Annotated in this window: 23 protein-coding genes; 13 read left to right on the plus strand and 10 right to left on the minus strand. The window is 75.2% G+C overall.

Annotated elements, in window-relative coordinates; genetic code table 11:
- The 8 genes from GC722_RS12020 to GC722_RS12055 all read left to right on the plus strand — a co-directional run.
- Nucleotides 1–1,516, plus strand: a 1,516-nt coding sequence (locus GC722_RS12020) for a nitrite/sulfite reductase (protein WP_156610621.1), incomplete at its 5' end; no start/stop codon positions are given.
- The gene (locus tag GC722_RS12025; RefSeq protein ID WP_156610392.1) at nucleotides 1,513–1,698 is read left to right on the plus strand and encodes an Insertion element protein; all 186 of its coding nucleotides are present in this window, start codon (nucleotides 1,513–1,515) and stop codon (nucleotides 1,696–1,698) included. The genes GC722_RS12020 and GC722_RS12025, both read left to right, overlap by 4 nt.
- Nucleotides 1,695–2,435: a phosphoadenylyl-sulfate reductase gene (locus GC722_RS12030; protein WP_156610394.1), complete on the plus strand. Its 741-nt coding sequence runs from the start codon at nucleotides 1,695–1,697 to the stop codon at nucleotides 2,433–2,435. Before GC722_RS12025 ends, GC722_RS12030 begins: the two co-directional genes overlap by 4 nt.
- 38 nt (nucleotides 2,436–2,473) lie before the next feature.
- Nucleotides 2,474–3,421 (plus strand): sulfate adenylyltransferase subunit CysD, encoded by a 948-nt coding sequence (gene cysD / locus GC722_RS12035; protein WP_408609311.1) that lies wholly within the window; start codon nucleotides 2,474–2,476, stop codon nucleotides 3,419–3,421.
- Nucleotides 3,421–4,794 carry a sulfate adenylyltransferase subunit 1 gene (locus tag GC722_RS12040; RefSeq protein WP_156610396.1) on the plus strand — a complete coding sequence of 458 codons (1,374 nt, stop codon included), beginning with the start codon at nucleotides 3,421–3,423 and terminating at the stop codon, nucleotides 4,792–4,794. Before cysD ends, GC722_RS12040 begins: the two co-directional genes overlap by 1 nt.
- Nucleotides 4,795–4,807: 13 nt before the next feature.
- The gene (cobA, locus tag GC722_RS12045; protein ID WP_331714744.1) at nucleotides 4,808–6,079 is read left to right on the plus strand and encodes a uroporphyrinogen-III C-methyltransferase; all 1,272 of its coding nucleotides are present in this window, start codon (nucleotides 4,808–4,810) and stop codon (nucleotides 6,077–6,079) included.
- A 10-nt stretch (nucleotides 6,080–6,089) separates the two neighbouring features.
- Nucleotides 6,090–6,347, plus strand: coding sequence for a hypothetical protein (locus GC722_RS12050; RefSeq protein ID WP_156610398.1), 258 nt, complete (start codon nucleotides 6,090–6,092; stop codon nucleotides 6,345–6,347).
- Nucleotides 6,348–6,357: 10 nt separating this feature from the next.
- Nucleotides 6,358–7,086, plus strand: coding sequence for an RDD family protein (locus tag GC722_RS12055; RefSeq protein WP_197430084.1), 729 nt, complete (start codon nucleotides 6,358–6,360; stop codon nucleotides 7,084–7,086).
- Here the strand turns inward: GC722_RS12055 and GC722_RS12060 are convergent.
- Nucleotides 7,083–7,913, minus strand: a complete 831-nt coding sequence (locus tag GC722_RS12060) for a putative protein N(5)-glutamine methyltransferase (RefSeq protein ID WP_331714745.1) — start codon at nucleotides 7,911–7,913, stop codon at nucleotides 7,083–7,085. The genes GC722_RS12055 and GC722_RS12060 overlap by 4 nt on opposite strands.
- A 44-nt stretch (nucleotides 7,914–7,957) precedes the next feature.
- Here GC722_RS12060 and GC722_RS19305 point away from each other — a divergent pair, with 44 nt between their 5' ends.
- Nucleotides 7,958–9,718 carry an outer membrane protein assembly factor BamB family protein gene (locus GC722_RS19305; protein ID WP_156610402.1) on the plus strand — a complete coding sequence of 587 codons (1,761 nt, stop codon included), beginning with the start codon at nucleotides 7,958–7,960 and terminating at the stop codon, nucleotides 9,716–9,718.
- Nucleotides 9,718–11,520, plus strand: a complete 1,803-nt coding sequence (locus GC722_RS12070; RefSeq protein ID WP_156610404.1) for a hypothetical protein — start codon at nucleotides 9,718–9,720, stop codon at nucleotides 11,518–11,520. Before GC722_RS19305 ends, GC722_RS12070 begins: the two co-directional genes overlap by 1 nt.
- Before the next feature lie 139 nt (nucleotides 11,521–11,659).
- Here GC722_RS12070 and GC722_RS12075 read toward each other — a convergent pair whose 3' ends face one another.
- From GC722_RS12075 to GC722_RS12085, 3 genes are all read right to left on the minus strand, one after another.
- On the minus strand, nucleotides 11,660–12,034 hold the full coding sequence (locus GC722_RS12075) for a VOC family protein (protein ID WP_331714746.1): 375 nt from the start codon (nucleotides 12,032–12,034) through the stop codon (nucleotides 11,660–11,662).
- Between the two features lie 116 nt (nucleotides 12,035–12,150).
- Nucleotides 12,151–12,714, minus strand: coding sequence for an isochorismatase family protein (locus GC722_RS12080; protein ID WP_156610406.1), 564 nt, complete (start codon nucleotides 12,712–12,714; stop codon nucleotides 12,151–12,153).
- Between the two features lie 42 nt (nucleotides 12,715–12,756).
- Nucleotides 12,757–14,085, minus strand: a complete 1,329-nt coding sequence (locus GC722_RS12085) for a nicotinate phosphoribosyltransferase (protein ID WP_156610631.1) — start codon at nucleotides 14,083–14,085, stop codon at nucleotides 12,757–12,759.
- Nucleotides 14,086–14,183: 98 nt separating this feature from the next.
- On the opposite strand from GC722_RS12085, the gene clpS reads away from it, so the two are divergent.
- On the plus strand, nucleotides 14,184–14,489 hold the full coding sequence (gene clpS, locus GC722_RS12090; RefSeq protein WP_156610408.1) for an ATP-dependent Clp protease adapter ClpS: 306 nt from the start codon (nucleotides 14,184–14,186) through the stop codon (nucleotides 14,487–14,489).
- The gene (locus tag GC722_RS12095) at nucleotides 14,486–15,070 is read left to right on the plus strand and encodes a DUF2017 domain-containing protein (protein ID WP_156610410.1); all 585 of its coding nucleotides are present in this window, start codon (nucleotides 14,486–14,488) and stop codon (nucleotides 15,068–15,070) included. Before clpS ends, GC722_RS12095 begins: the two co-directional genes overlap by 4 nt.
- Before the next feature lie 23 nt (nucleotides 15,071–15,093).
- On the opposite strand, the gene GC722_RS12100 is transcribed toward GC722_RS12095, so the two are convergent.
- The 6 genes from GC722_RS12100 to GC722_RS12125 are packed head-to-tail and all read right to left on the minus strand — an operon-like array spanning nucleotide 15,094 to nucleotide 17,773.
- Nucleotides 15,094–15,534: a YbaB/EbfC family DNA-binding protein gene (locus tag GC722_RS12100; RefSeq protein ID WP_156610411.1), complete on the minus strand. Its 441-nt coding sequence runs from the start codon at nucleotides 15,532–15,534 to the stop codon at nucleotides 15,094–15,096.
- Between the two features lie 4 nt (nucleotides 15,535–15,538).
- Nucleotides 15,539–16,033, minus strand: a complete 495-nt coding sequence (locus GC722_RS12105) for a WXG100-like domain-containing protein (RefSeq protein WP_156610413.1) — start codon at nucleotides 16,031–16,033, stop codon at nucleotides 15,539–15,541.
- Nucleotides 16,033–16,353: a hypothetical protein gene (locus tag GC722_RS12110; protein ID WP_156610415.1), complete on the minus strand. Its 321-nt coding sequence runs from the start codon at nucleotides 16,351–16,353 to the stop codon at nucleotides 16,033–16,035. Before GC722_RS12110 ends, GC722_RS12105 begins: the two co-directional genes overlap by 1 nt.
- On the minus strand, nucleotides 16,350–16,766 hold the full coding sequence (locus tag GC722_RS12115) for a tetratricopeptide repeat protein (RefSeq protein ID WP_156610417.1): 417 nt from the start codon (nucleotides 16,764–16,766) through the stop codon (nucleotides 16,350–16,352). Before GC722_RS12115 ends, GC722_RS12110 begins: the two co-directional genes overlap by 4 nt.
- Nucleotides 16,767–16,793: 27 nt before the next feature.
- Complete coding sequence (locus GC722_RS12120; protein ID WP_156610419.1) at nucleotides 16,794–17,225, minus strand: hypothetical protein; 432 nt, start codon at nucleotides 17,223–17,225, stop codon at nucleotides 16,794–16,796.
- Nucleotides 17,222–17,773, minus strand: coding sequence for a hypothetical protein (locus GC722_RS12125; RefSeq protein WP_156610421.1), 552 nt, complete (start codon nucleotides 17,771–17,773; stop codon nucleotides 17,222–17,224). The genes GC722_RS12120 and GC722_RS12125 overlap by 4 nt, the downstream gene beginning before the upstream one ends.
- Before the next feature lie 80 nt (nucleotides 17,774–17,853).
- On the opposite strand from GC722_RS12125, the gene murI reads away from it, so the two are divergent.
- Nucleotides 17,854–18,657, plus strand: a complete 804-nt coding sequence (gene murI / locus GC722_RS12130) for a glutamate racemase (RefSeq protein ID WP_331714747.1) — start codon at nucleotides 17,854–17,856, stop codon at nucleotides 18,655–18,657.
- The last annotated feature ends 1 nt before the right edge of the window (nucleotide 18,658 follow it).

Genomic DNA, 18,658 nt, shown 5'->3' on the forward strand with positions numbered 1-18,658 from the left:
CCGCGACGGCTTCGACTCCATCCCGGCCGACGACCTGCGCGGCCGGATGCGCTGGTGGGGCCTGTACACCCAGCGCAAGCCCGGGATCGACGGCGGCCGGACCGCCTCGCTGGCGCCGGAGGAGCTCGACGACCGCTACTTCATGCTGCGGGTCCGCTCCGACGGCGGCGCCCTCAGCCTCGAGCAGCTGCGCACCATCGCCTCGATCAGCAACGACTTCGCCCGCGGCACCGCCGACATCTCCGACCGGCAGAACATCCAGCTGCACTGGGTCGAGGTCGAGGCGGTGCCCGAGATCTGGCGCCGGCTCGAGGCCGTCGGGCTCAGCTCGACCGAGGCCTGCGGCGACACCCCGCGCGTCATCCTCGGCTCGCCCGTGGCCGGCATCGCCGCCGACGAGGTCATCGACGGCACGCCGGCCATCGAGGCCATCGTCGAGCGCTACATCGGCGACCCGGCCTTCTCGAACCTGCCGCGCAAGTTCAAGACCGCCATCTCGGGCCTGCCCGACATCGGCCACGAGATCAACGACGTCTCCTTCGTCGGCGTGGTCCACCCCGAGCACGGCCCCGGCTTCGACCTGTGGGTCGGCGGCGGGCTGAGCACCAACCCCATGCTCGGCCAGCGGCTGGGCGCCTGGGTGCCGATCGACGACGTCCCCGAGGTCTGGGCGGGCGTGGTCGGGATCTTCCGCGACCACGGCTACCGCCGGCTCCGCAACCGGGCCCGGCTCAAGTTCCTGGTCGCGGACTGGGGGCCGGAGAAGTTCCGCTCGGTGCTCGAGGAGGACTACCTCGGGCGTCGCCTGGTGGACGGTCCCGCCGTGGTGCAGGACCGCCGCCGGGTCGACCACATCGGCGTGCACAAGCAGAAGGACGGCCGCAACTGGGTCGGTGTGGCGATGATCGGCGGACGCGTGAGCGGCGACATCCTGCACGAGGTCGCCACCCTGGCCGAGCAGCACGGCAGCGGCCGCGTCCGGCTCACCCCGCAGCAGAAGATGCTGGTGCTGGACGTCCCCGACGAGCAGGTCGAGGCGCTCACCACCGCCCTGGACGCCCTCGGTCTCAGCGCCACCCCCAGCGAGTTCCGCCGCGGCGTGATGGCCTGCACCGGGCTGGAGTACTGCAAGCTGGCCATCGTCGAGACCAAGGCCCGCGCCGCCCGGGTGGTGGCCGAGCTGGAGGAGCGGCTGCCCACCTTCGACGCGCCGATCAGCATCCACGTCAACGGCTGCCCCAACGCCTGCGCCCGCACCCAGATCGCCGACATCGGCCTCAAGGGCATGATCGTCACCAACGAGGCGGGGGAGTCGGTGGAGGGCTTCCAGGTCCACCTGGGGGGCGCCATCGGTGCCGAGGCCGGGCTGGCCCGCAAGACCCGCGCGCTCAAGATCGCCGCCGACGACCTGACCGACTACGTCACCCGCGTCGCCACCCGCTACACCGAGCAGCGGGCCGACCAGGAGTCCTTCGCCTCCTGGGCCCGCCGGGCCGACGAGGACGACCTGCGATGAGCCCCGCAGCCGGCGCGCCCGCCCCCCGGAGCCCGGTCTTCCACTGCCCGTACTGCGGCGAGGAGGACCTGCGGCCCAGCGAGGAACACCCGGCGGGCTGGCGCTGTTCCAGCTGCGCACGGGTGTTCAGCGTCCAGCTGCACCAGATCGACCGGCTGCCCGACGAGAGGAGTGCTCGATGAGCACCACCACCCCCACGACGCCCACCTGGGACGCCTCCCGGCTGCGCGAGGCCGCCCGCGACGGCGCGGCCCTGGTCGCGGCCCACGGCGAGGGCCACGACTACATCACCCGCGTCGAGCTCAGCGAGGCGGTGCTGCGCTGGGCCTCCAACACCTTCGGCGAGGGCCTCACCACCGCCTCCTCGATGGGTGACGAGGCGCTGGTCCACCTGGTCGGTCGCACCATCGGCGAGGCCGACGTCTTCTTCCTCGACACCGGCTACCACTTCCCCGAGACGCTGGCCACCCGCGACCACTACGCCCAGCACACCCCGGTGAGCATCCGCACCATCGAGCCGCTGCAGAGCCTGGCCGAGCGGGAGGCCGCACTGGCCGACTGGAGCCCCGAGCGCTGCTGCAGCCCCCGCAAGGTGGAGCAGCTGAACCTGGCCGTGGCCGGGCGCACCGCCTGGGTCACCGGGATGCGCCGGGTGGACGCCCCCACCCGCACCGACATCGAGGTGGTCTCCTTCGACGAGAAGCGCCAGATGGTGAAGATCAACCCGCTGGCCGCCTGGGACGACGACGACCTGGAGACCTACCTCTTCGAGTACGACGTCCACCTCAACCCGCTGCGGCAGCAGGGCTACGCCTCCATCGGCTGCGCCCCGTGCACGCGGCCCGTCGCACCCGGCGAGGACGCCCGCGCCGGCCGGTGGGCCGGGCAGGCCAAGACCGAGTGCGGCCTGCACACGTGAGCGTCCACGCACCAGACCCGAGCACCGAGGCAGGAACCGTGACCACCACCGATCAGCCCACGACCGGGGCGCTGCGCACCGAGCTCGCCGAGCACCGGCTGGACCACCTGGACGACCTCGAGGCGGAGTCGATCCACATCTTCCGCGAGGTCGCCGGCGAGTTCGAGCGGCCGGTGCTGCTCTTCTCCGGCGGCAAGGACTCGGTCGTGATGCTGCACCTGGCGGTGAAGGCGTTCGCGCCGGCGCCGGTGCCGTTCGCGCTGCTGCACGTCGACACCGGCCACAACTTCGAGGAGGTGCTGCGCTACCGCGACGAGACCGTCGAGCGGCTCGGGCTGCGCCTGGTGGTGGCCAGCGTCCAGGACTACATCGACGACGGCCGTCTCAGCGAGCGTCCCGACGGCACCCGCAACCCGCTGCAGACCGTCCCGCTGCTGGACGCCATCACCGAGGGGCGGTTCGACGCCGTCTTCGGCGGCGGGCGCCGCGACGAGGAGAAGGCCCGGGCCAAGGAGCGGGTGTTCAGCCTCCGCGACGCCTTCGGCGCCTGGGACCCCCGCCGCCAGCGGCCCGAGCTGTGGGAGCTGTACAACGGCCGCCACGCCCCCGGCGAGCACGTGCGCGTCTTCCCGCTGTCGAACTGGACCGAGCTGGACGTGTGGCGCTACATCGCCCGCGAGCAGATCGAGCTGCCCAGCCTGTACTACGCCCACACCCGCGAGGTGTTCCGCCGCGACGGCATGTGGCTGACCGCGGGGGAGTGGGGCGGCCCGCGGCCGGGTGAGGTCGTCGAGACCCGCACCGTCCGCTACCGCACCGTGGGCGACATGTCGTGCACCGGCGCGGTCGAGTCCGAGGCCCGCACGGTGGAGGCCGTCATCCTCGAGGTCGCCGGCAGCCGGCTGACCGAGCGCGGCGCCACCCGCGCCGACGACCGCCTCTCCGAGGCCGCCATGGAAGACCGCAAGAAGGAAGGCTACTTCTGATGAGCACCGGTACCGAGGTCGTCGGGCTGGACGCGCTGAGCGAGGCCGACCAGCAGCTGGTCGACCCCGCCGCCAGCCGCGACCTGCTCCGGCTCGCCACCGCGGGCAGCGTGGACGACGGCAAGTCGACCCTGGTGGGCCGGCTGCTCTACGACACCAAGTCGGTGCTGGCCGACCAGCTCGACGCCGTCGAGCGGGTCAGCCGCGAGCGCGGTCTGCAGCACCCGGACCTGGCGCTGCTCACCGACGGGCTGCGGGCCGAGCGGGAGCAGGGCATCACCATCGACGTGGCCTACCGCTACTTCTCCACGCCGCAGCGCTCCTACATCCTGGCCGACACCCCCGGGCACGTGCAGTACACCCGCAACATGGTGACCGGGGCCTCGACCGCCGAGCTGGCGCTGATCCTGGTCGACGCCCGGCACGGGGTGCTGGAGCAGACCCGGCGCCACCTGGCCGTCACCGGGCTGCTCGGGCTGCGCCACGTCGCGCTGGTGGTCAACAAGATGGACCTGTTGGACTTCGACCGGTCCGTCTTCACCGCCATCGTGGAGGAGTTCACCGCGATGGCCGGCCACGTCGGGGTCAGCGCGGTCACCGCGGTGCCCATCTCGGCGCTGCTGGGCGACAACGTGGTGACCCGCTCCGCGCACACCCCGTGGTACACCGGGCCCACGCTGCTGGAGCACCTGGAGACCGTCGACGTCACCACCGACCCCCGCGACGAGGCCTTCCGGATGCCGGTGCAGTACGTCATCCGCCCCCAGACGCCCGAGCACCGCGACTACCGCGGCTACGCCGGCCGCGTCACCAGCGGCGTGATCTCGGTGGGCGACACCGTGCGGATCCAGCCCGAGGGCTCCACCACCACCGTGGTGGGCATCGACCGGGTGGGTCGCCCGGGCGAGCCGACCGAGCGGCGGCAGGCGCACGCCCCGCAGTCGGTGGTGCTGCGGCTGGCCGACGAGCTCGACGTCGCCCGCGGCGACCTGATCAGCGCCGCGGACCGTCCGGCCACCGAGGTCAAGGACCTCGACGCCACCGTCGCGGTGCTGGCCTCCCGGCCCCTGAAGCCCCGCGCCATGGTGCTGGTGCGGATCGGCACCGCCACGGTGAAGGGGCTGGTCACCGACCTCGTCGACACCCTCGACATGACGACCCTCGAGCGGGGTCCCGCCCCCAGCGAGCTGCCGCTCAACGCCATCGGCGGCATCCGGCTGCGGCTGGCCCGCCCGGTCGCGGTCGACGACTACTCCGCCGCCCGCCGCACCGGGTCGTTCCTGCTGATCGACCCCAGCGACGGCGCCACCCTCGCCGCCGGCCTGGTGCAGCTCACCGGCGACCTGGTCGACGCCGACTCGTGGCTGATCTGAGCCGGGTCCGCCGGTGGCCGGGCTGAGCGACGTGCCCGACCCCTACGCCCTGGCGGTGCGGCTGGACGGGCGCCGCGTGCTGGTGGTCGGCGCCGGCACGGTCGCCACCCGCCGGCTGCCCGACCTGCTCGCCGCCGGCGCCCGCGTCGACGTGGTCGCGCCGGAGGCCTCGACCGAGGTCGCCGGGTGGGCCGCCGCAGGACGGCTGCGGCTGCAGCGGCGCGCCTTCCGGCCCGAGGACGTCCTCGAGCCCGAGCCGGCGTGGCTGGTCCTCACCGCCACCGGTGCGGTCGACGCCGAGGTGGCCGCCGTCGCCGAGCAGCACCGGGTCTGGTGCTCCCGCGCCGACGACGCCGCCGCCTCCGCCGTCCACCGCCCGGCCGTGGCCCGCGGCGCCGCCGACGGGCCCGCCGAGGGGATCAGCGTGGCCGTCACCGCCGGCGGCGACCCGCGCCGGGCCGTCGCCGTCCGCGACGCGGTGCTCGCCGGCCTCGAGTCCGCCACCCTGCCCGTGCGCGCCCACCGGCCCGGCGGCGGTGGGCCGGCCTGCGGCAAGGTGTGGCTGGTCGGCGCCGGCCCGGGCGACGCTGGGCTGATCAGCGTCCGCGGTCGCGCCCTGCTGGCCGCCGCCGACGTGGTGGTCGCCGACCGGCTCGGCACCGCGGAGCACCTGGCCGACCTGCCGCCGGAGGTGGAGGTGGTCGACGTGGGCAAGAGCCCGGGCCGCCACGGCACCATCCAGGACCGCATCCACGAGCTGCTCGTCGAGCACGCCCGCGCCGGACGGCGGGTCGTCCGCCTCAAGGGCGGCGACCCGTTCGTCCTCGGCCGGGGTGGTGAGGAGGTCGAGCACTGCGTGGCCGCCGGCGTCGAGGTCGAGGTGGTGCCCGGCATCACCTCCGCGACCGCCGTCCCCGCCGCCGCCGGCATCCCGGTCACCCACCGCGGGGTCAGCACCTCCTTCGTGGTGGCCTCGGGCCACGACGGCGCGGCCGGGCTGGGACCCCTGCTGCACGCCCACGGCTCGACGCTGGTGCTGCTGATGGCGGTCGCCCACCTGGCCGAGATCACCGCCGCCCTGGTGGCCGCCGGGCGCGACCCCGCCACCCCGGCCGCCGTGGTCGAGCGCGGCTGGACGCCGCAGCAGCGGACCACCTCCGCGCCGCTGGGCGAGCTGGCCCGGGTGGCCGCCGCGCGCGGGGTCACCAACCCGGCCGTGGTGGTCGTCGGCGACGTCGCCGCGGTTCCGCTGGCAGCCCGCGCGGACGACCCCGGGGACCGCTAGCCTCGCCGCCATGGCGTTCTGGGACTGGGCGGACCGGCGTGAGCACGAGCGGCTGACCAGCCGCGTGCAGCAGCTCGAGACCGTGGTGCAGGAGCTGTGCCGCCGCCTCGACCTGGACGCCTCGGCCCTGCTCGAGCAGAGCACCGGTGCCTCCGAGCGCGTCCGCCGGCTCGCCGCCGACGGCCGGAAGATCGAGGCCATCCGGGTCCACCGCGAGGAGACCGGGCTCGGTCTCGCAGACGCCAAGGCGGTCGTCGACCGGCTCTAGGATGGCGGCCGTGAGCCAGATCCCCGTCGGAAGCCCGAAGCCGCCACCCGGACGCCACGCGGCACCCGGCGGCTGGTACCCCGACCCGGTCGACCCCCGCCGCGAGCGCTGGTGGGACGGCTGGCAGTGGAGCCGCGACGTCCGCGAGGCCGAGGCCCCCGCGCAGCCGCAGCCGGTCGCGGCAGCCCGGCCCGGTCAGCCCGCCCTCACCGCCGACGGCGTCCCGCTGGCCGGCTGGTGGCACCGCGCCGGGGCCATCGTGGTCGACGGGCTGCTGCTGGGCGTGGTGACCTCGCTGCTGTCGCTGCCGTTCCTGCAGACCGCCTTCGACGCCGTGGTGGCGCTCTTCGACGCCTCCCTGGAGGCGGCCCGGCAGGGGCAGCCGCCGCCCCCGCAGCCCGACCCCACCTCCCTCATCACACCGACCGAGACCCTCGCGCTGGGGGCGGTGCAGCTGCTGTGCGGGCTGGCCTACCACGGGCTCTTCCTGCGGCTGCGCTCCGCCACCCCGGGCAAGCTGCTGCTCGGGCTGCGGGTCGTCCCGGTGGACCGGGGCCGCAGCACCGAGCGGCTCGGCTGGCGCGCCGCGCTGCTCCGGGCGCTGGTCTGGGTGGCGCCGGCCGTGGTGACCTGGCTGTTCGTGCTGCGGCTGGTCGACGTCGTGCTGCCGCTCACGAACCCGCGCCGGCAGGCGCTGCACGACCTCGCCGCCCGGACGCAGGTGGTCCGCACCCGCTAGCGCGTGCCGCGCCCGCCCGCCGGCGACGGACCCGGCGGCGACGCCACCGGAGCGCGCCCGACGACCACCCAGGCGTCGAGCTCGGGGTCGGAGCTGCTGCGGGCGGTCAGCCCGGCGCCGGTGAAGACCTCCAGGGCCCGCTCGACCTGGTTCCCGGCGACCTCGCTGAGCAGGTGCCCGCCGGGGGAGAGCCAGTCCGGGGCGCCGGCCGCCACCCGCCGCAGCACGTCCAGCCCGTCCGGGCCGCCGTCCACCGTCACCCGGGGGACGTGCTCCCAGGCGTCGCGGGGCATCAGCGCGATGTCGCCGGTCGGCACGTAGGGCACGTTGGCCACCAGCAGGTCGACCCGCCCCCGCAGGTCGGGCGGCAGCGCCTCGAACAGGTCCCCCCGGTGCACCTCCCCGACGCCGGCCAGCGCCTGCCGGGCGCAGTGCACGGCGTCGAGCTGGACGTCGGCGGCGTGCAGCCGCAGGGTCGGCTCCGCGGCGTGCAGGGCCAGGGCCAGCGCACCCGAGCCGCAGCACAGGTCCACCGCCACGTCCCCCGACCGGGCCAGCTGCACCGCGACGGCCAGCAGGTGCTGCGTCCGGGCCCGCGGCACGAACACCCCCGGCGCGACCGGAACCCGCAGGCCGGCGAACTCGGCCCACCCCACCACGTGCTCCAGCGGGACGCCCGACACGCGGGCCTCGGTCATCTGCCGCAGCTGGTGGCGGCTGCCGGCGGACTCGCGGAGCACCCGCGCCTCCTCCTCGGCGAAGACGCAGCCGGCCTCGCGCAGACGGCGCACCAGCAGCTCGTGGGCGAGCGGGGGGATGTCCAGCACCTGACCTCCTCGGGATTGACCGTCCCAGTCTCTAGCCTGCTGCCGTGACGACACCGGGGAGGTCCTGGGGGCCCGCGGGACCCGCTCGTCCCCGGGCGCTGCCGCTGGCGGGGGCGGTGGGGGTGCTGGTCGGTCTGGCCCTGCTCAGCGCCCTGGCGATGGTGCGCCCGGACCCGGGCGCGGGCTCGGCGGCGGCGCGGCTGCTGGCACCAGACGGGCACCTGTCCACCATGACCGCCGAGCTGCCGGGAGGGCCGGCCCTGCTCACCGTGGAGACCGCCCGCCAGCCGGGGGCGGCCGCCTTCCAGGGCGGTCCCGAGCACTTCCTCGACGTCGTCGGTCACGACCCCGAGGCGCTGGAGCGGCTCTGGGTGCGCGAGACCCAGCAGCGCCGCAGCCGCGACGGGTCCGCGGCCCGGCACACGCTGTCCTCGCTCGACGACGCCGGGCTGCACACGGTCGTGGCCGGCGACGGGCGGCAGGCCCGGACCTTCGAGCCACCGGCGCTGGCCCTGCCCGCCGACGTGGCCGCCGGCCGCGAGTGGTCGTCGGAGGGGACGGTGCTGGACGCCGACGACGAGCGCCGCCCGCTGGGGGACTACCGGTGGCAGGCCCGGGCCGACACCTCGCCGGCGGGCCCGGGCTGCCTCGACGTCGCCACGACGCTGCAGGTGGGCCAGCAGGTGACCCGCGACGTCCGCACCTGGTGCCCCGGTCGCGGGGTGGTGGCCCAGCAGCTCCCCGGCGAGGCGTGGACGGAGGCGGCCGGGCCGCCGGCGGGGCTGCTGGCGCCGCCGGGCGCCGAGCAGCCCGCCGGGCGGGAGTGGGACCCGGCCGGCTGGTCGGTGCAGCCCCGACCGCTGCGGCGCGCCGGGCTGGCCCTGCCGGTGGTGGCGGTGCTGCCGCCCGCCCCGACCGGGAGCGGCATGGTGCTGGCTCCCACCAGCGGCGGCGACCTGCTGGCCGCGCGTCGCGGGCCGGAGTGGCTGCTGGAGGAGTGGTCCGCCCACCCCGGGGGCACGGTGACGGCCTTCGGGCGCTTCGGCGAGGTCACGGTGGCCGCCACCACGCTGCGCCGGCTGGTCGGCTACGACGACACCGGGCTGCGGCGGTGGCAGCTGGAGCTGGAGGACGTGGTGGCCCGCACGCCGGTGCGGCTGGACGCGACCGGGGTGGTGGTGGCCGAGCAGTCCGGCGGTCTGACGGCCCTCGACGTCACCACCGGTGCGGTGCGGTGGCGGGCCGCGGGAGGGGCGGACGTCCGGGTGGCCCCGCAGCTCTGCGGCGACCTGGTCCTCACCCTCGACGCCACGCCACGGCTGGTGGCCCGCGACGCCGCCACCGGCGAGCAGCGCTGGGAGAGCCGGCTGGCCGAGCACGCCGACGTGCTGGCCTGCGACGCGACGACCGTGGTGGTCACGGACTCCGAGTTCGACTGGCACGGGTTCGCGGTGGCCGACGGCGCCCCGCGCTGGACGGTGCGCGGCCCCGCCGCGGTGCACCACGCCGTGGTCGCCCAGGAGACGGTGGTGCTGTCCTCCTCGACCGGCGTGCAGGCCCGGTCCACGGCCGACGGGGCGCTGCGCTGGCAGCACCCGGTCGCGGCCTCGGCGCTCGTGGCCGGCGGTGGTCACGTCGCGCTGGTGGGCGACGGCCGGGTGGACGTGCGCGCCCTCGACGGGACGGTGGTGGCCAGCCTGCTGGAGACGCCGACCTCGGCCGCCGACGCCCTGCTGGTCAGCCCGGCCGGCGAGGGCCTGTGGCTGATGGGGGACGAGGGCGTGCCCACCTGGGTGGGGCCCTGATGGCCGGGCCCCGCCGGCTGCCGCTGCCGCTGCGGCTCGTCTGGGAGCTGGTCGACCTGGTGCTGCTGGCCCAGGTGCGCGACGGCCGGGTCCGCTTCCCGCCGTGGCCGACCGGGCTCGGGCTGATCGGCGTGGTGGCCCTGGTCGGCTACCTGCTCGCCGGGCTGCTGGTGCTGCTGGCCGTGCCGCTGCGGCGCGTCGACGTGCTGGTGAGCTCGCCGGACCTGGGGGTGCTGCCGAGCAGCGCGCTGCCCGTGCTCATGCTGCTCGTCACGCTGGCCCTCTCGCTCGTGGTGACGGCGGCCCTGCACGCCCAGCGCTGGGCGCTGCTGGCGGCCCTGCTGCTGGCCGGGTCGCTGGTGGCGCAGGTGGCCGTGCCGGCCAGCGTGGCCGCCGGCCCGGCGGCGCTGCTGTGCGGGTCGGCCGGCCTGGCGGGGCTGGTGCTGCTGGCCCTGGTGCGCCGCCGTGGCGAGTTCGCCTGGTTCGAGTTCCCGCTGGCGGCGGCCGCGGTGGCGACGGGCACGCTGCTGCCGCTGCTGCTGCAGCAGCGGGTGCACCAGCAGATGGGCTTCGACGCGCGGGTGCTGAGCACCACCCAGCTGTTCATGGCCGTCGCGCAGGTGGCGGTGCCTGCGGTGATCATCGGCGGGGCCGCGCTGGCCGAGATCGCCGTGGCCACCGCCGGCTGGGGGCTGCGGGTGGTGCGGACCGAGGCCCCCCGCGGCGTCTGGCCCGTGCTGGGTGTGGCGCTGGCGGTGCTGGGGCTGGTCGGCGCCGGCTGGCAGCTGCGGCGCGACCCCGGCTCGGTGCTCGCCTCGGCGGCGCTGCTGGCGCTGGGTGTGCTGGCGGTCCTGCTGGTCGTCCGGGGGCACCGGCGCACCGCCGCCGACCGCGTGGTGCCCGAGCGGCTGGTCGCCAGCTGGCGCTCGCTGATCGTCTGGCTCACCCTGGCCTGCTGCGCGACGGTGCTGCCGACCTACCTGGTGCTCAGCCTGCAGGCCGTGGTGCAGGTGTGGCGGCTGCCCGGGGCGGAGCTGCTGGTCGCCCTGGTGGGGCTGCTGGTCACCGGGCCGGTGGTCTCGCTGGTCCGGCTCGCCGCGGTGGTCGCGTCGGTGGTGCTCGCGCTGCGCTGGAGCCGTCGCGGCGAGCACGCCCGCCCGCTGCTGCTGGTGGCCTTCTGCACGGTGGTGCTGCCGGGCGTCGTCAGCACCCTCAGCGGCTCCCGGCTCCGGCTGGGGTGGAGCACCGAGGGGCTGGCCGTCGCCGCCGTGCTGCTGGCCGTGCTCGCCCTCGCCGGGTTCGCCGTCACCCGTCGGCTCACCGTCCGCCGCTCCTCCTCGCTGATGATGGTGCTGGCCCTGTCCTGCTGCTTCCTGGTCCGCGACGTGCTGGCCGACCCGGTCAGCGCGCTGCTCGGCAGCTCGGCCATCGCCCTGGTGCTGTTCGGGCTGGTCTGGCGGCTGCTGACCGACGCCTCCTGGACCCGCACCTGGACGCCGGCCTTCCCGCTGCCCGCGCGGGTGCTGTTCTTCTGGGCCAACGCGCTGGTGGCCGTCACGTCGCTGGCCTTCGTGGCGCTGGGACGGGGGCTGGGCGGGCTGACCGACATCACCCCGTTCGCCGAGCTGGGGGACTTCCTGCTCGGCTCCGCCCTCTACCTCGCCGCCGTGCTCGGCTGCTTCTGGCAGCTGCTGCCGCAGCCCCGCCGGCCCCTCGCGCCGGGCGCGTGGCCTCCGCCGCCGGCCGTCCCCGGGCGTCCGGTCAGGCCAGCCGCTCCAGCTGGCCCGGGGTACCGGACATGATCACGGCGGACATGGTGTCGAGCGTCCGCCCGGCCCACGTCCCGCCGGACATGGTGAACGGGTACGTCGACGGGCCGACCATCGGGTGGTTCCCGGTACTCCTTCCGTGCTCCCCAGGGGTGGGTGGGGACGGGGTGGGTCAGACCCACTGGACGAGCTGGTAGACGACGCCGTTGGGGTCGCTCATCTGGAAGTAGCGCTCACCCCAGGGCTCGGTCTCGACCGGTGTGACGACCGTGACCCCCTCCTCCCGCAGGCGCGCGTACTCGGCGTCGACGTCGGCGACGGTGAGCGCCACGAGCAGCCCGGTGGCGTGCCCCGCCTGCGACTCCGGCTTGAACGTCGGCAGGCCGGTGCGCAGGTAGATGAGGTTGAACCCGGCGTCGGGGTGCGACAGCGAGCAGAACCCGTCGGCCTCCATGGCGACGGTGAAGCCGAGGTGCTCCTGGACCCACTCCGCCGAGGCACGGACGTCGGTGACGTTGAGCGAGATCGCTGATCCGGTGATGTGCACGCAGAGCCCTCCCTGGCTGATGACGGACGCGCCGGCGCCGCCGGCGGACTGCAGCGTACAGCGTACGACGTATGGTGTACAGGGTTTTCCGACGGGCTCCTGGGGACCCGGGAGGATCAGCCGGCGGCGAGGCAGCGCACGCCGGCGTCCTCCAGCACGGCCACCGCGTCGGGCACCTGCTCGGGGTGGACCGCGGCGGTGAGGTCGAGCAGCACCGTGGTGTCGAACCCGGCCGCGACGGCGTCCAGCGCGGTGGCCCGCACGCAGTAGTCGGTGGCGATGCCGCAGACGTCCAGGGCCTGCACACCGCGGGAGGTGAGCCACTCCGTCAGCCGCTCGCCGTCGGAGCTGCGTCCCTCGAACCCGCTGTAGGCCGCCTCGTACTCGCCCTTGTCGAAGACCGCGTCCAGCACCACCGTGGCCAGCGACGGGTGCAGCTCGACACCGGGCGTCCCCACCACGCAGTGCGGCGGCCAGCTGTCGACGAAGTCGGGGGTGTCGGAGAAGTGCCCGCCCGGGTCGATGTGGTGGTCGCGGGTGGCCACCACCGCCGAGTAGCCGTGGTCGCCGGCCAGCAGCGCGGCCACCGCGGCGGCCACCGAGCTGCCGCCCCGGACGCCCAGCGCCCCGCCCTCGCAGAAGTCGTTCTGCACGTCCACCACGACCAGCGCCCGGCTCATGGCACCCAGCATGGCAGGTGCGGGGCGCGCCGGCGGGACCGGTCAGCCGAAGGGGTTGCGCCGCGCCTCACCCGTGCCGCCGAGCCACACCGTCTCCAGCGCGGGCTCGCCGTGAGACATCCGCAGCGCGTCCAGCGGCAGCTCCGCGCGGCTGCGCAGGTGCCGCTCGCGGGCCGCGGACAGCGGCTCGGCCCCCACCACCTCGCCACCGCGGACCAGCGGCACCAGCAGCGGACGGTCGTCGTGGTCACCCACCGGCGGTGCGCCGATGCCGATCACCTCCGCCTCGGCCACCCCCTGCTCGCCGAGGCGGCGCAGCGCGAACTTGCGCCCGCCCACCGAGATCTTGTCGGTGCTGCGCTTGGCCACCGGGGTCAGCGGCCCCTCCGGGTCGGGGCTGGTGCCGCGGGCCACCAGCTTGTAGACGAACCCGCAGGTCGGGTGCCCGCTGCCGGTGACCAGCGCGGTGCCGACCCCGTAGCCGTCCACGGGGGCGCCGGCGAGCGCGGCGATGTTCCACTCGTCGAGGTCGGAGGTGACGATGATGCGCGTGGAGGTCGCCCCCAGGCCGTCCAGCAGCCGGCGGACGTCGCGGGCCACCGCGGGCAGGTCGCCGGAGTCCAGCCGCACCGCACCCAGCCGTCCCGAGGTCAGCTCGACGCCGGTCCGGATCGCCTGCTCCACGTCGTAGGTGTCGACCAGCAGCGTGGTGTCCTCGCCCAGCGCGGCGAGCTGGGCGGCGAAGGCGTCCCGCTCGCTGTCGTGCAGCAGCGTGAAGGAGTGGGCGGCCGTGCCGGTGGTGGGGATGCCCCAGCGCCGGCCCGCCTCGAGGTTGGAGGTGGCGGTGAACCCCGCCACCCACGCCGCCCGCGCCGCGGCCACGGCGGCCCGCTCCTGGGTGCGGCGCGAGCCCATCTCGATGCAGGGACGCTCGCCCGCCACCGCGGTCATCCGGGAGGCCGCCGAGGCGATCGCGCAGTCGTGGTTGTAGATGCTCAGCAGCACCGTCTCCAGCACCACCGCCTCGGCGAAGCCGCCCTCGACCACCACCAGCGGCGAGCCGGGGAAGAACACCTCGCCCTCGGGGTAGCCCCAGACGTCGCCGCGGAACCGGTAGTCCGCCAGCCACTCCGCGGTGGCGTCGTCGGCCACCCCCCGCTCGCGGAGGAAGTCGATGGTCTCGGCGTCGAAGCGGAACCGCTCGATCGCCTCCAGCGCCCGTCCCACGCCCGCCACCACCCCGTAGCGCCGGCCCTCGGGAAGCCGGCGGGGGAACAGCTCGAACACCGAGTGGCGGTCGGCGGTGCCGGCCGCCAGCGCGGCACGGACCATGGTGAGCTCGTAGTGGTCGGTGAGCAGGGCGGTGGTCAGCACGACGTCACTGTGGCACGGCGCGGTGCCGGGGCGCGCCGGGGGCGGGTGGCGTGAGCCGATTGGACCGGGGGGCCGGCCCTGCCAGAATGGGGGCCATGTCCGTTCCAGGTGCAGACCCGGCCGGCGGCACCGCCGTCGCCGAGCGACCGGACCTCGGGTCGGTGGCGCAGACGCCGTGGGTGACCATCGTCTGGGACGACCCGGTCAACCTGATGTCCTACGTCGCGCACGTGTTCACCCAGTACTTCAACTACTCCAAGGCGAAGGCGCAGCGGTTGATGATGGAGGTGCACACGCAGGGCAAGGCCGTCGTCTCCAGCGGCACCCGGGAGGAGATGGAGCGCGACGTGGCGGCCATGCACGACTTCGGCCTGTGGGCCACCCTGGACCGGTCCGAGTGAGACGGTTCGAGCGCCGCGGGAAGAAGGTCGTCGCCACCCTCGAGCCCGAGGAGGTGCAGCTGCTGGCCTCGCTGGTGCAGCAGCTGATCGACCTGCTGGCCGACAGCGAGCCCGAGCCGGCCGCGCCGCCGCCCGCCGCGGCCGACCCCGACGACCCGTTCGCGCTCTGGGAGCGGGACCTGCAGGCCGAGCCGGACCAGCCGGAGGAGCCCGACGACCCGGTGCTGCAGCGGTTGTTCCCCAACGCCTACCCTCACGACGCCCGGGCCTCCTCCGACTTCCGCCGGTTCACCGAGCGGGAGGCCCGCGCGGCCAAGATCGCCGCCGCCCGGCTGGTGCTGGAGCACCTGGCCGCGACGCGGGACGGACGCCACCCGGTCAAGGTGCCGCTGACCGAGGTGGACGCCTGGCTCAAGACCCTCAACAACCTGCGGCTCAGCATCGCCGCCCGGCTGCGGATCACCGACGCCGAGACCGCCGAGGAGCTGGGGCAGCTCCCCGACGACGACCCGCGGGCCTTCATGTACGGGGTCTACGAGTGGCTGGCGTTCGCCCAGGAGACCCTGGTCAACAGCCTCTGAGCCGGTGGGCGCGGCGGCGCCCGTCAGCGCTCCGGGGCGGGGTCGCCGGCCAGCCGGCGGGCCTGGGCCAGCGCGTCGAACAGCGACTCGGTGTAGGTGCGCATCGCGGTCAGCGACTGGCTCTGCAGCTGGCGCAGGTCGCCCTGCAGCCGGCCGAGGTCGGTGGAGTCGGCCGCCTGGACGGCCTCGGTCAGCAGCCGGGCGTGCTCGGCGGCCGCGGCGTTGACCGCCTCCAGCACCGCCTCGGCCAGCTCGACGTGGCTCATCCGGTGGGCGGCGGGCTCGATGGTCAGCTCGGTGAAGGTGCCGCCCGCCATCACCGCCCGGATGCGCCCGTCCGCCGCCTCGCCGACGCCGCGCACCTCGGCCAGCTGCACCCCCTCGGCCAGGTCCTCACGACCCTCGACCACCTCGGTCAGCCGGCCGTCCAGCCGGCGCAGCACGTCCTCGAAACCGTCCGTCATCGCCTCATCCCATCAGCTGCTCGAGGGCCAGGTTGATCGCCAGCTCGATGGCCAGCTTCGCCGCGATCTTGAACAGCGGGATCAGCGTGAGCGAGCTGCCGAAGGTCGGCACCGCCGCGGCGATCGCGCTGGCGATCTGCACCGCGAGCACCACCAGCTGGACGACCACGGTGACCTTGAGCGCGATCACCACCCCGGCCATCACGTACATCGACGCGCCCACCACCGAGCTGCCCGCCGACAGGTCCTGGACCACGGACTGCACGGGGTCCTCGCCCTCGGCGACGGCCTTGCGGAAGGCGGTCATCGCCGGCCCCTGGTTCTCGGCCAGCACCGCCTCCACCCCCGACCGGGCGGACCGGGCGGTGGCGTCGGCGCCGCTGGCGAAGGCCTGCCACTCCCCGCCCTTCTCGAAGACCTGGGCCTCGTCCACGTTGGGCCAGGTGAAGCCCAGCATGTTGAGCAGGTAGGACACCTCGCCCGGCAGCACGACGCCCATCAGGCCTCCCTCCCCAGCTCGGCGCCGATCGAGTCGGCGGCGCTCGCGTTGGTCTCCTCGACCGAGTCGTACAGGGCCGCGGCGGTCTGGAGCTTGGCCGCGTGGTCGGCGAAGGCCTCCGCGCTGGCGGTGACGCTCTCGCGGACCACCTCGACGACCGACTGGTAGACCACCTGGCACAGCGCCGACACGTCGTCCTCACCCCAGGCGGGCTCGCTGGCCAGCAGCGAGTCCAGCTGGGCGCCGAGGTCCTCGCCGGCCCGCTGCAGCGAGCGGCCGCCGTCGCGCAGCGCCCCGGTGCGGAAGCGGATCTCGCTCATCGTGCCGCTCCCACCAGCTCGTGCTGCACCAGCAGCTCCCGGTAGCGGACGGGCTCGCCGTCGAAGATCTCCTCGCCGTGCAGCAGGTAGGCCCGCAGCAGGCTGTCGACGGCGTCGGTGCGCCGACCCAGCTCGTACTCGCACTGGCCCAGCCGCAACCAGGTGTAGGGATTGTCGACCCCGCCCGGGGTGGCCAGCGCCTGCCGGAGGTGCGTGGCGGCCTCCTCCCAGAGCCCCCCGGAGTGCTCGGCGTCCCCGACGGAGGCCCACAGCCAGCCGGCCACCGGGCTCTCCACCCGCGGCTCGGGGACCAGCGCCAGGGCCTGCAGCCAGAGCCGGCGGGCCTCCTGCCAGTCGTCGCGGTCCAGCGCCTCGGTGCCCTGGGCGGACAGGGCCTCGATCCGCTCGTCCATCAGCTCTCCTCCCTCATGCCCGGGCGCTCATGCCCGGGAGTCGGACCTGGCTGCCGCCAGGGCCTCCTCGGGCAGCGTCCGGAAGGCCCGGGTGCCGTAGACCCGCAGCAGGTCGCGCAGGTACGGCACGGCGTCCTCGGTGCGGAAGTGCCAGCGCAGCTCGCCCTCCCAGCAGGCCACCAGGAAGGTGCCGGACTCGCTGGTGTAGACCTCCTTGGCCCGGTTCAGCCAGGTCCAGGCCTGGTCGATGTCGTCGGCGGCGCGGGCGAACTGGATGCCGCCCTGGGCGGTCATGCTCGACTCGCCCCACTGCGCGTGCGGCTCGGGCAGCACCTGCCAGGCCTGCTCCGTGAGCGCCAGCGCACCGGCCGGGTCGCCGGCACGCTGCCGGGCCCCGGCCTCGGTCGCCAGCTCCCGCCAGCGGGACGCGATCTCGGCAGGCAGGGTCGCTGCGGTCATCGGACACCTCTCGTCGGTGGGTCGCGGTACTCGGGCATGGTCGCACCCTCGCTGCGGTTCGCGCGGGGCGGCTGCAGCTCGTAGTTGTCGGCGTCGCGCATGAAGTCGCGCACGTACTCGCTGCGCGGCCCGGTCAGCCGGCCCGGCACCGGGTACTCCGGCGGCGCGCCGTGGTTCCAGAAGTCCACCGCCGACACCCGGTGACCCATGTCCAGCTGGTCAAGGGGCACGAACTCGGTGCCGTCCATGACGCCCTCGGCGCCGGTGAACGGGTCGGTCACGAGCTCGCCGTCGCGCCGCATCCGGGCGACGACGTCCTGACCCACGGGGGAGTGGCGCCCCGGGGTGCCGCCCATGAACAGCGAACGGCGCGAGGGCTTGCCGGGCGGCCTGCCGCGACGGGCGGCGCGGGCGGCCCGGTCGTCCAGCAGCTTCTTCAGGTCGGCGGCGCTGACCTCACCGTTGCGGACGAGCCGGCGCGGCACCCGGAACCAGCCGTCGACGGCCTTGACGATGAAGCCTCGTCCGGCCTTGACCACCTTGGGCACCCGCACCACCTCCGTGACGTCCGGTCCGGCACCGCCGTCACCGAGGCTAGACCGGGACGGGGTCGGCTAGCGTGGCCCGCGTGCACCTCTCCGGTCCCGACGCCCCGATCGGGGTCTTCGACTCCGGGTTCGGCGGGCTGACCGTCGCCCGGGCGCTGGTGGACCAGCTGCCCGGCGAGGACCTGCTCTACCTGGGCGACACCGCCCGTTCCCCCTACGGCCCGCAACCCATCGACGTGGTGCGCGAGTACGCCCTGGAGTGCCTGGACCACCTCGCCGAGCAGGGGGTGAAGGCGCTGGTCATCGCCTGCAACTCCGCGTCGGCGGCCATGCTGCGCGACGCCCGCCAGCGCTACGACGTGCCGGTGGTCGACGTCATCCTGCCCGCCGCCCGGCGGGCGGCCCGCACCACCCGCAACGGCCGGGTGGGCGTGCTGTGCACCGAGGCCACCGCCACCTCGGGCGCCTACGCCGACGCGCTGGGCGTGGCGCCGGTCGAGGTCACCACCACCGCCTGCCCGCGGTTCGTGGAGTTCGTCGAGGCCGGCGTCACCAGCGGTGCGGAGCTGATGGCGGTGGCCGAGGAGTACCTGGCACCGGTGCGGGCCGCTGGCGTGGACACCCTGGTGCTGGGCTGCACCCACTACCCGCTGCTGACCGGGGTGCTGTCCTACCTGCTGGGACCCGGGGTCACGCTGGTCTCCAGCGCGGAGGAGTGCGCGACCGCCAGCTACGCCACGCTGCTGGGCGCGGGGCTGCTGCGGGGCGGGGACGGCCGGCAGGGACGGCACGAGTTCATCACCACCGGCGCCCCGGACGCCTTCGCCGGCATCGGGCGGCGGCTGGTGGGGGAGTGGGTGGGACATGTCCGCCAGTTCAGCTGAG

Source organism: Auraticoccus cholistanensis (assembly GCF_009742705.1).
GTDB classification, from domain to species: domain Bacteria; phylum Actinomycetota; class Actinomycetes; order Propionibacteriales; family Propionibacteriaceae; genus Auraticoccus; species Auraticoccus cholistanensis.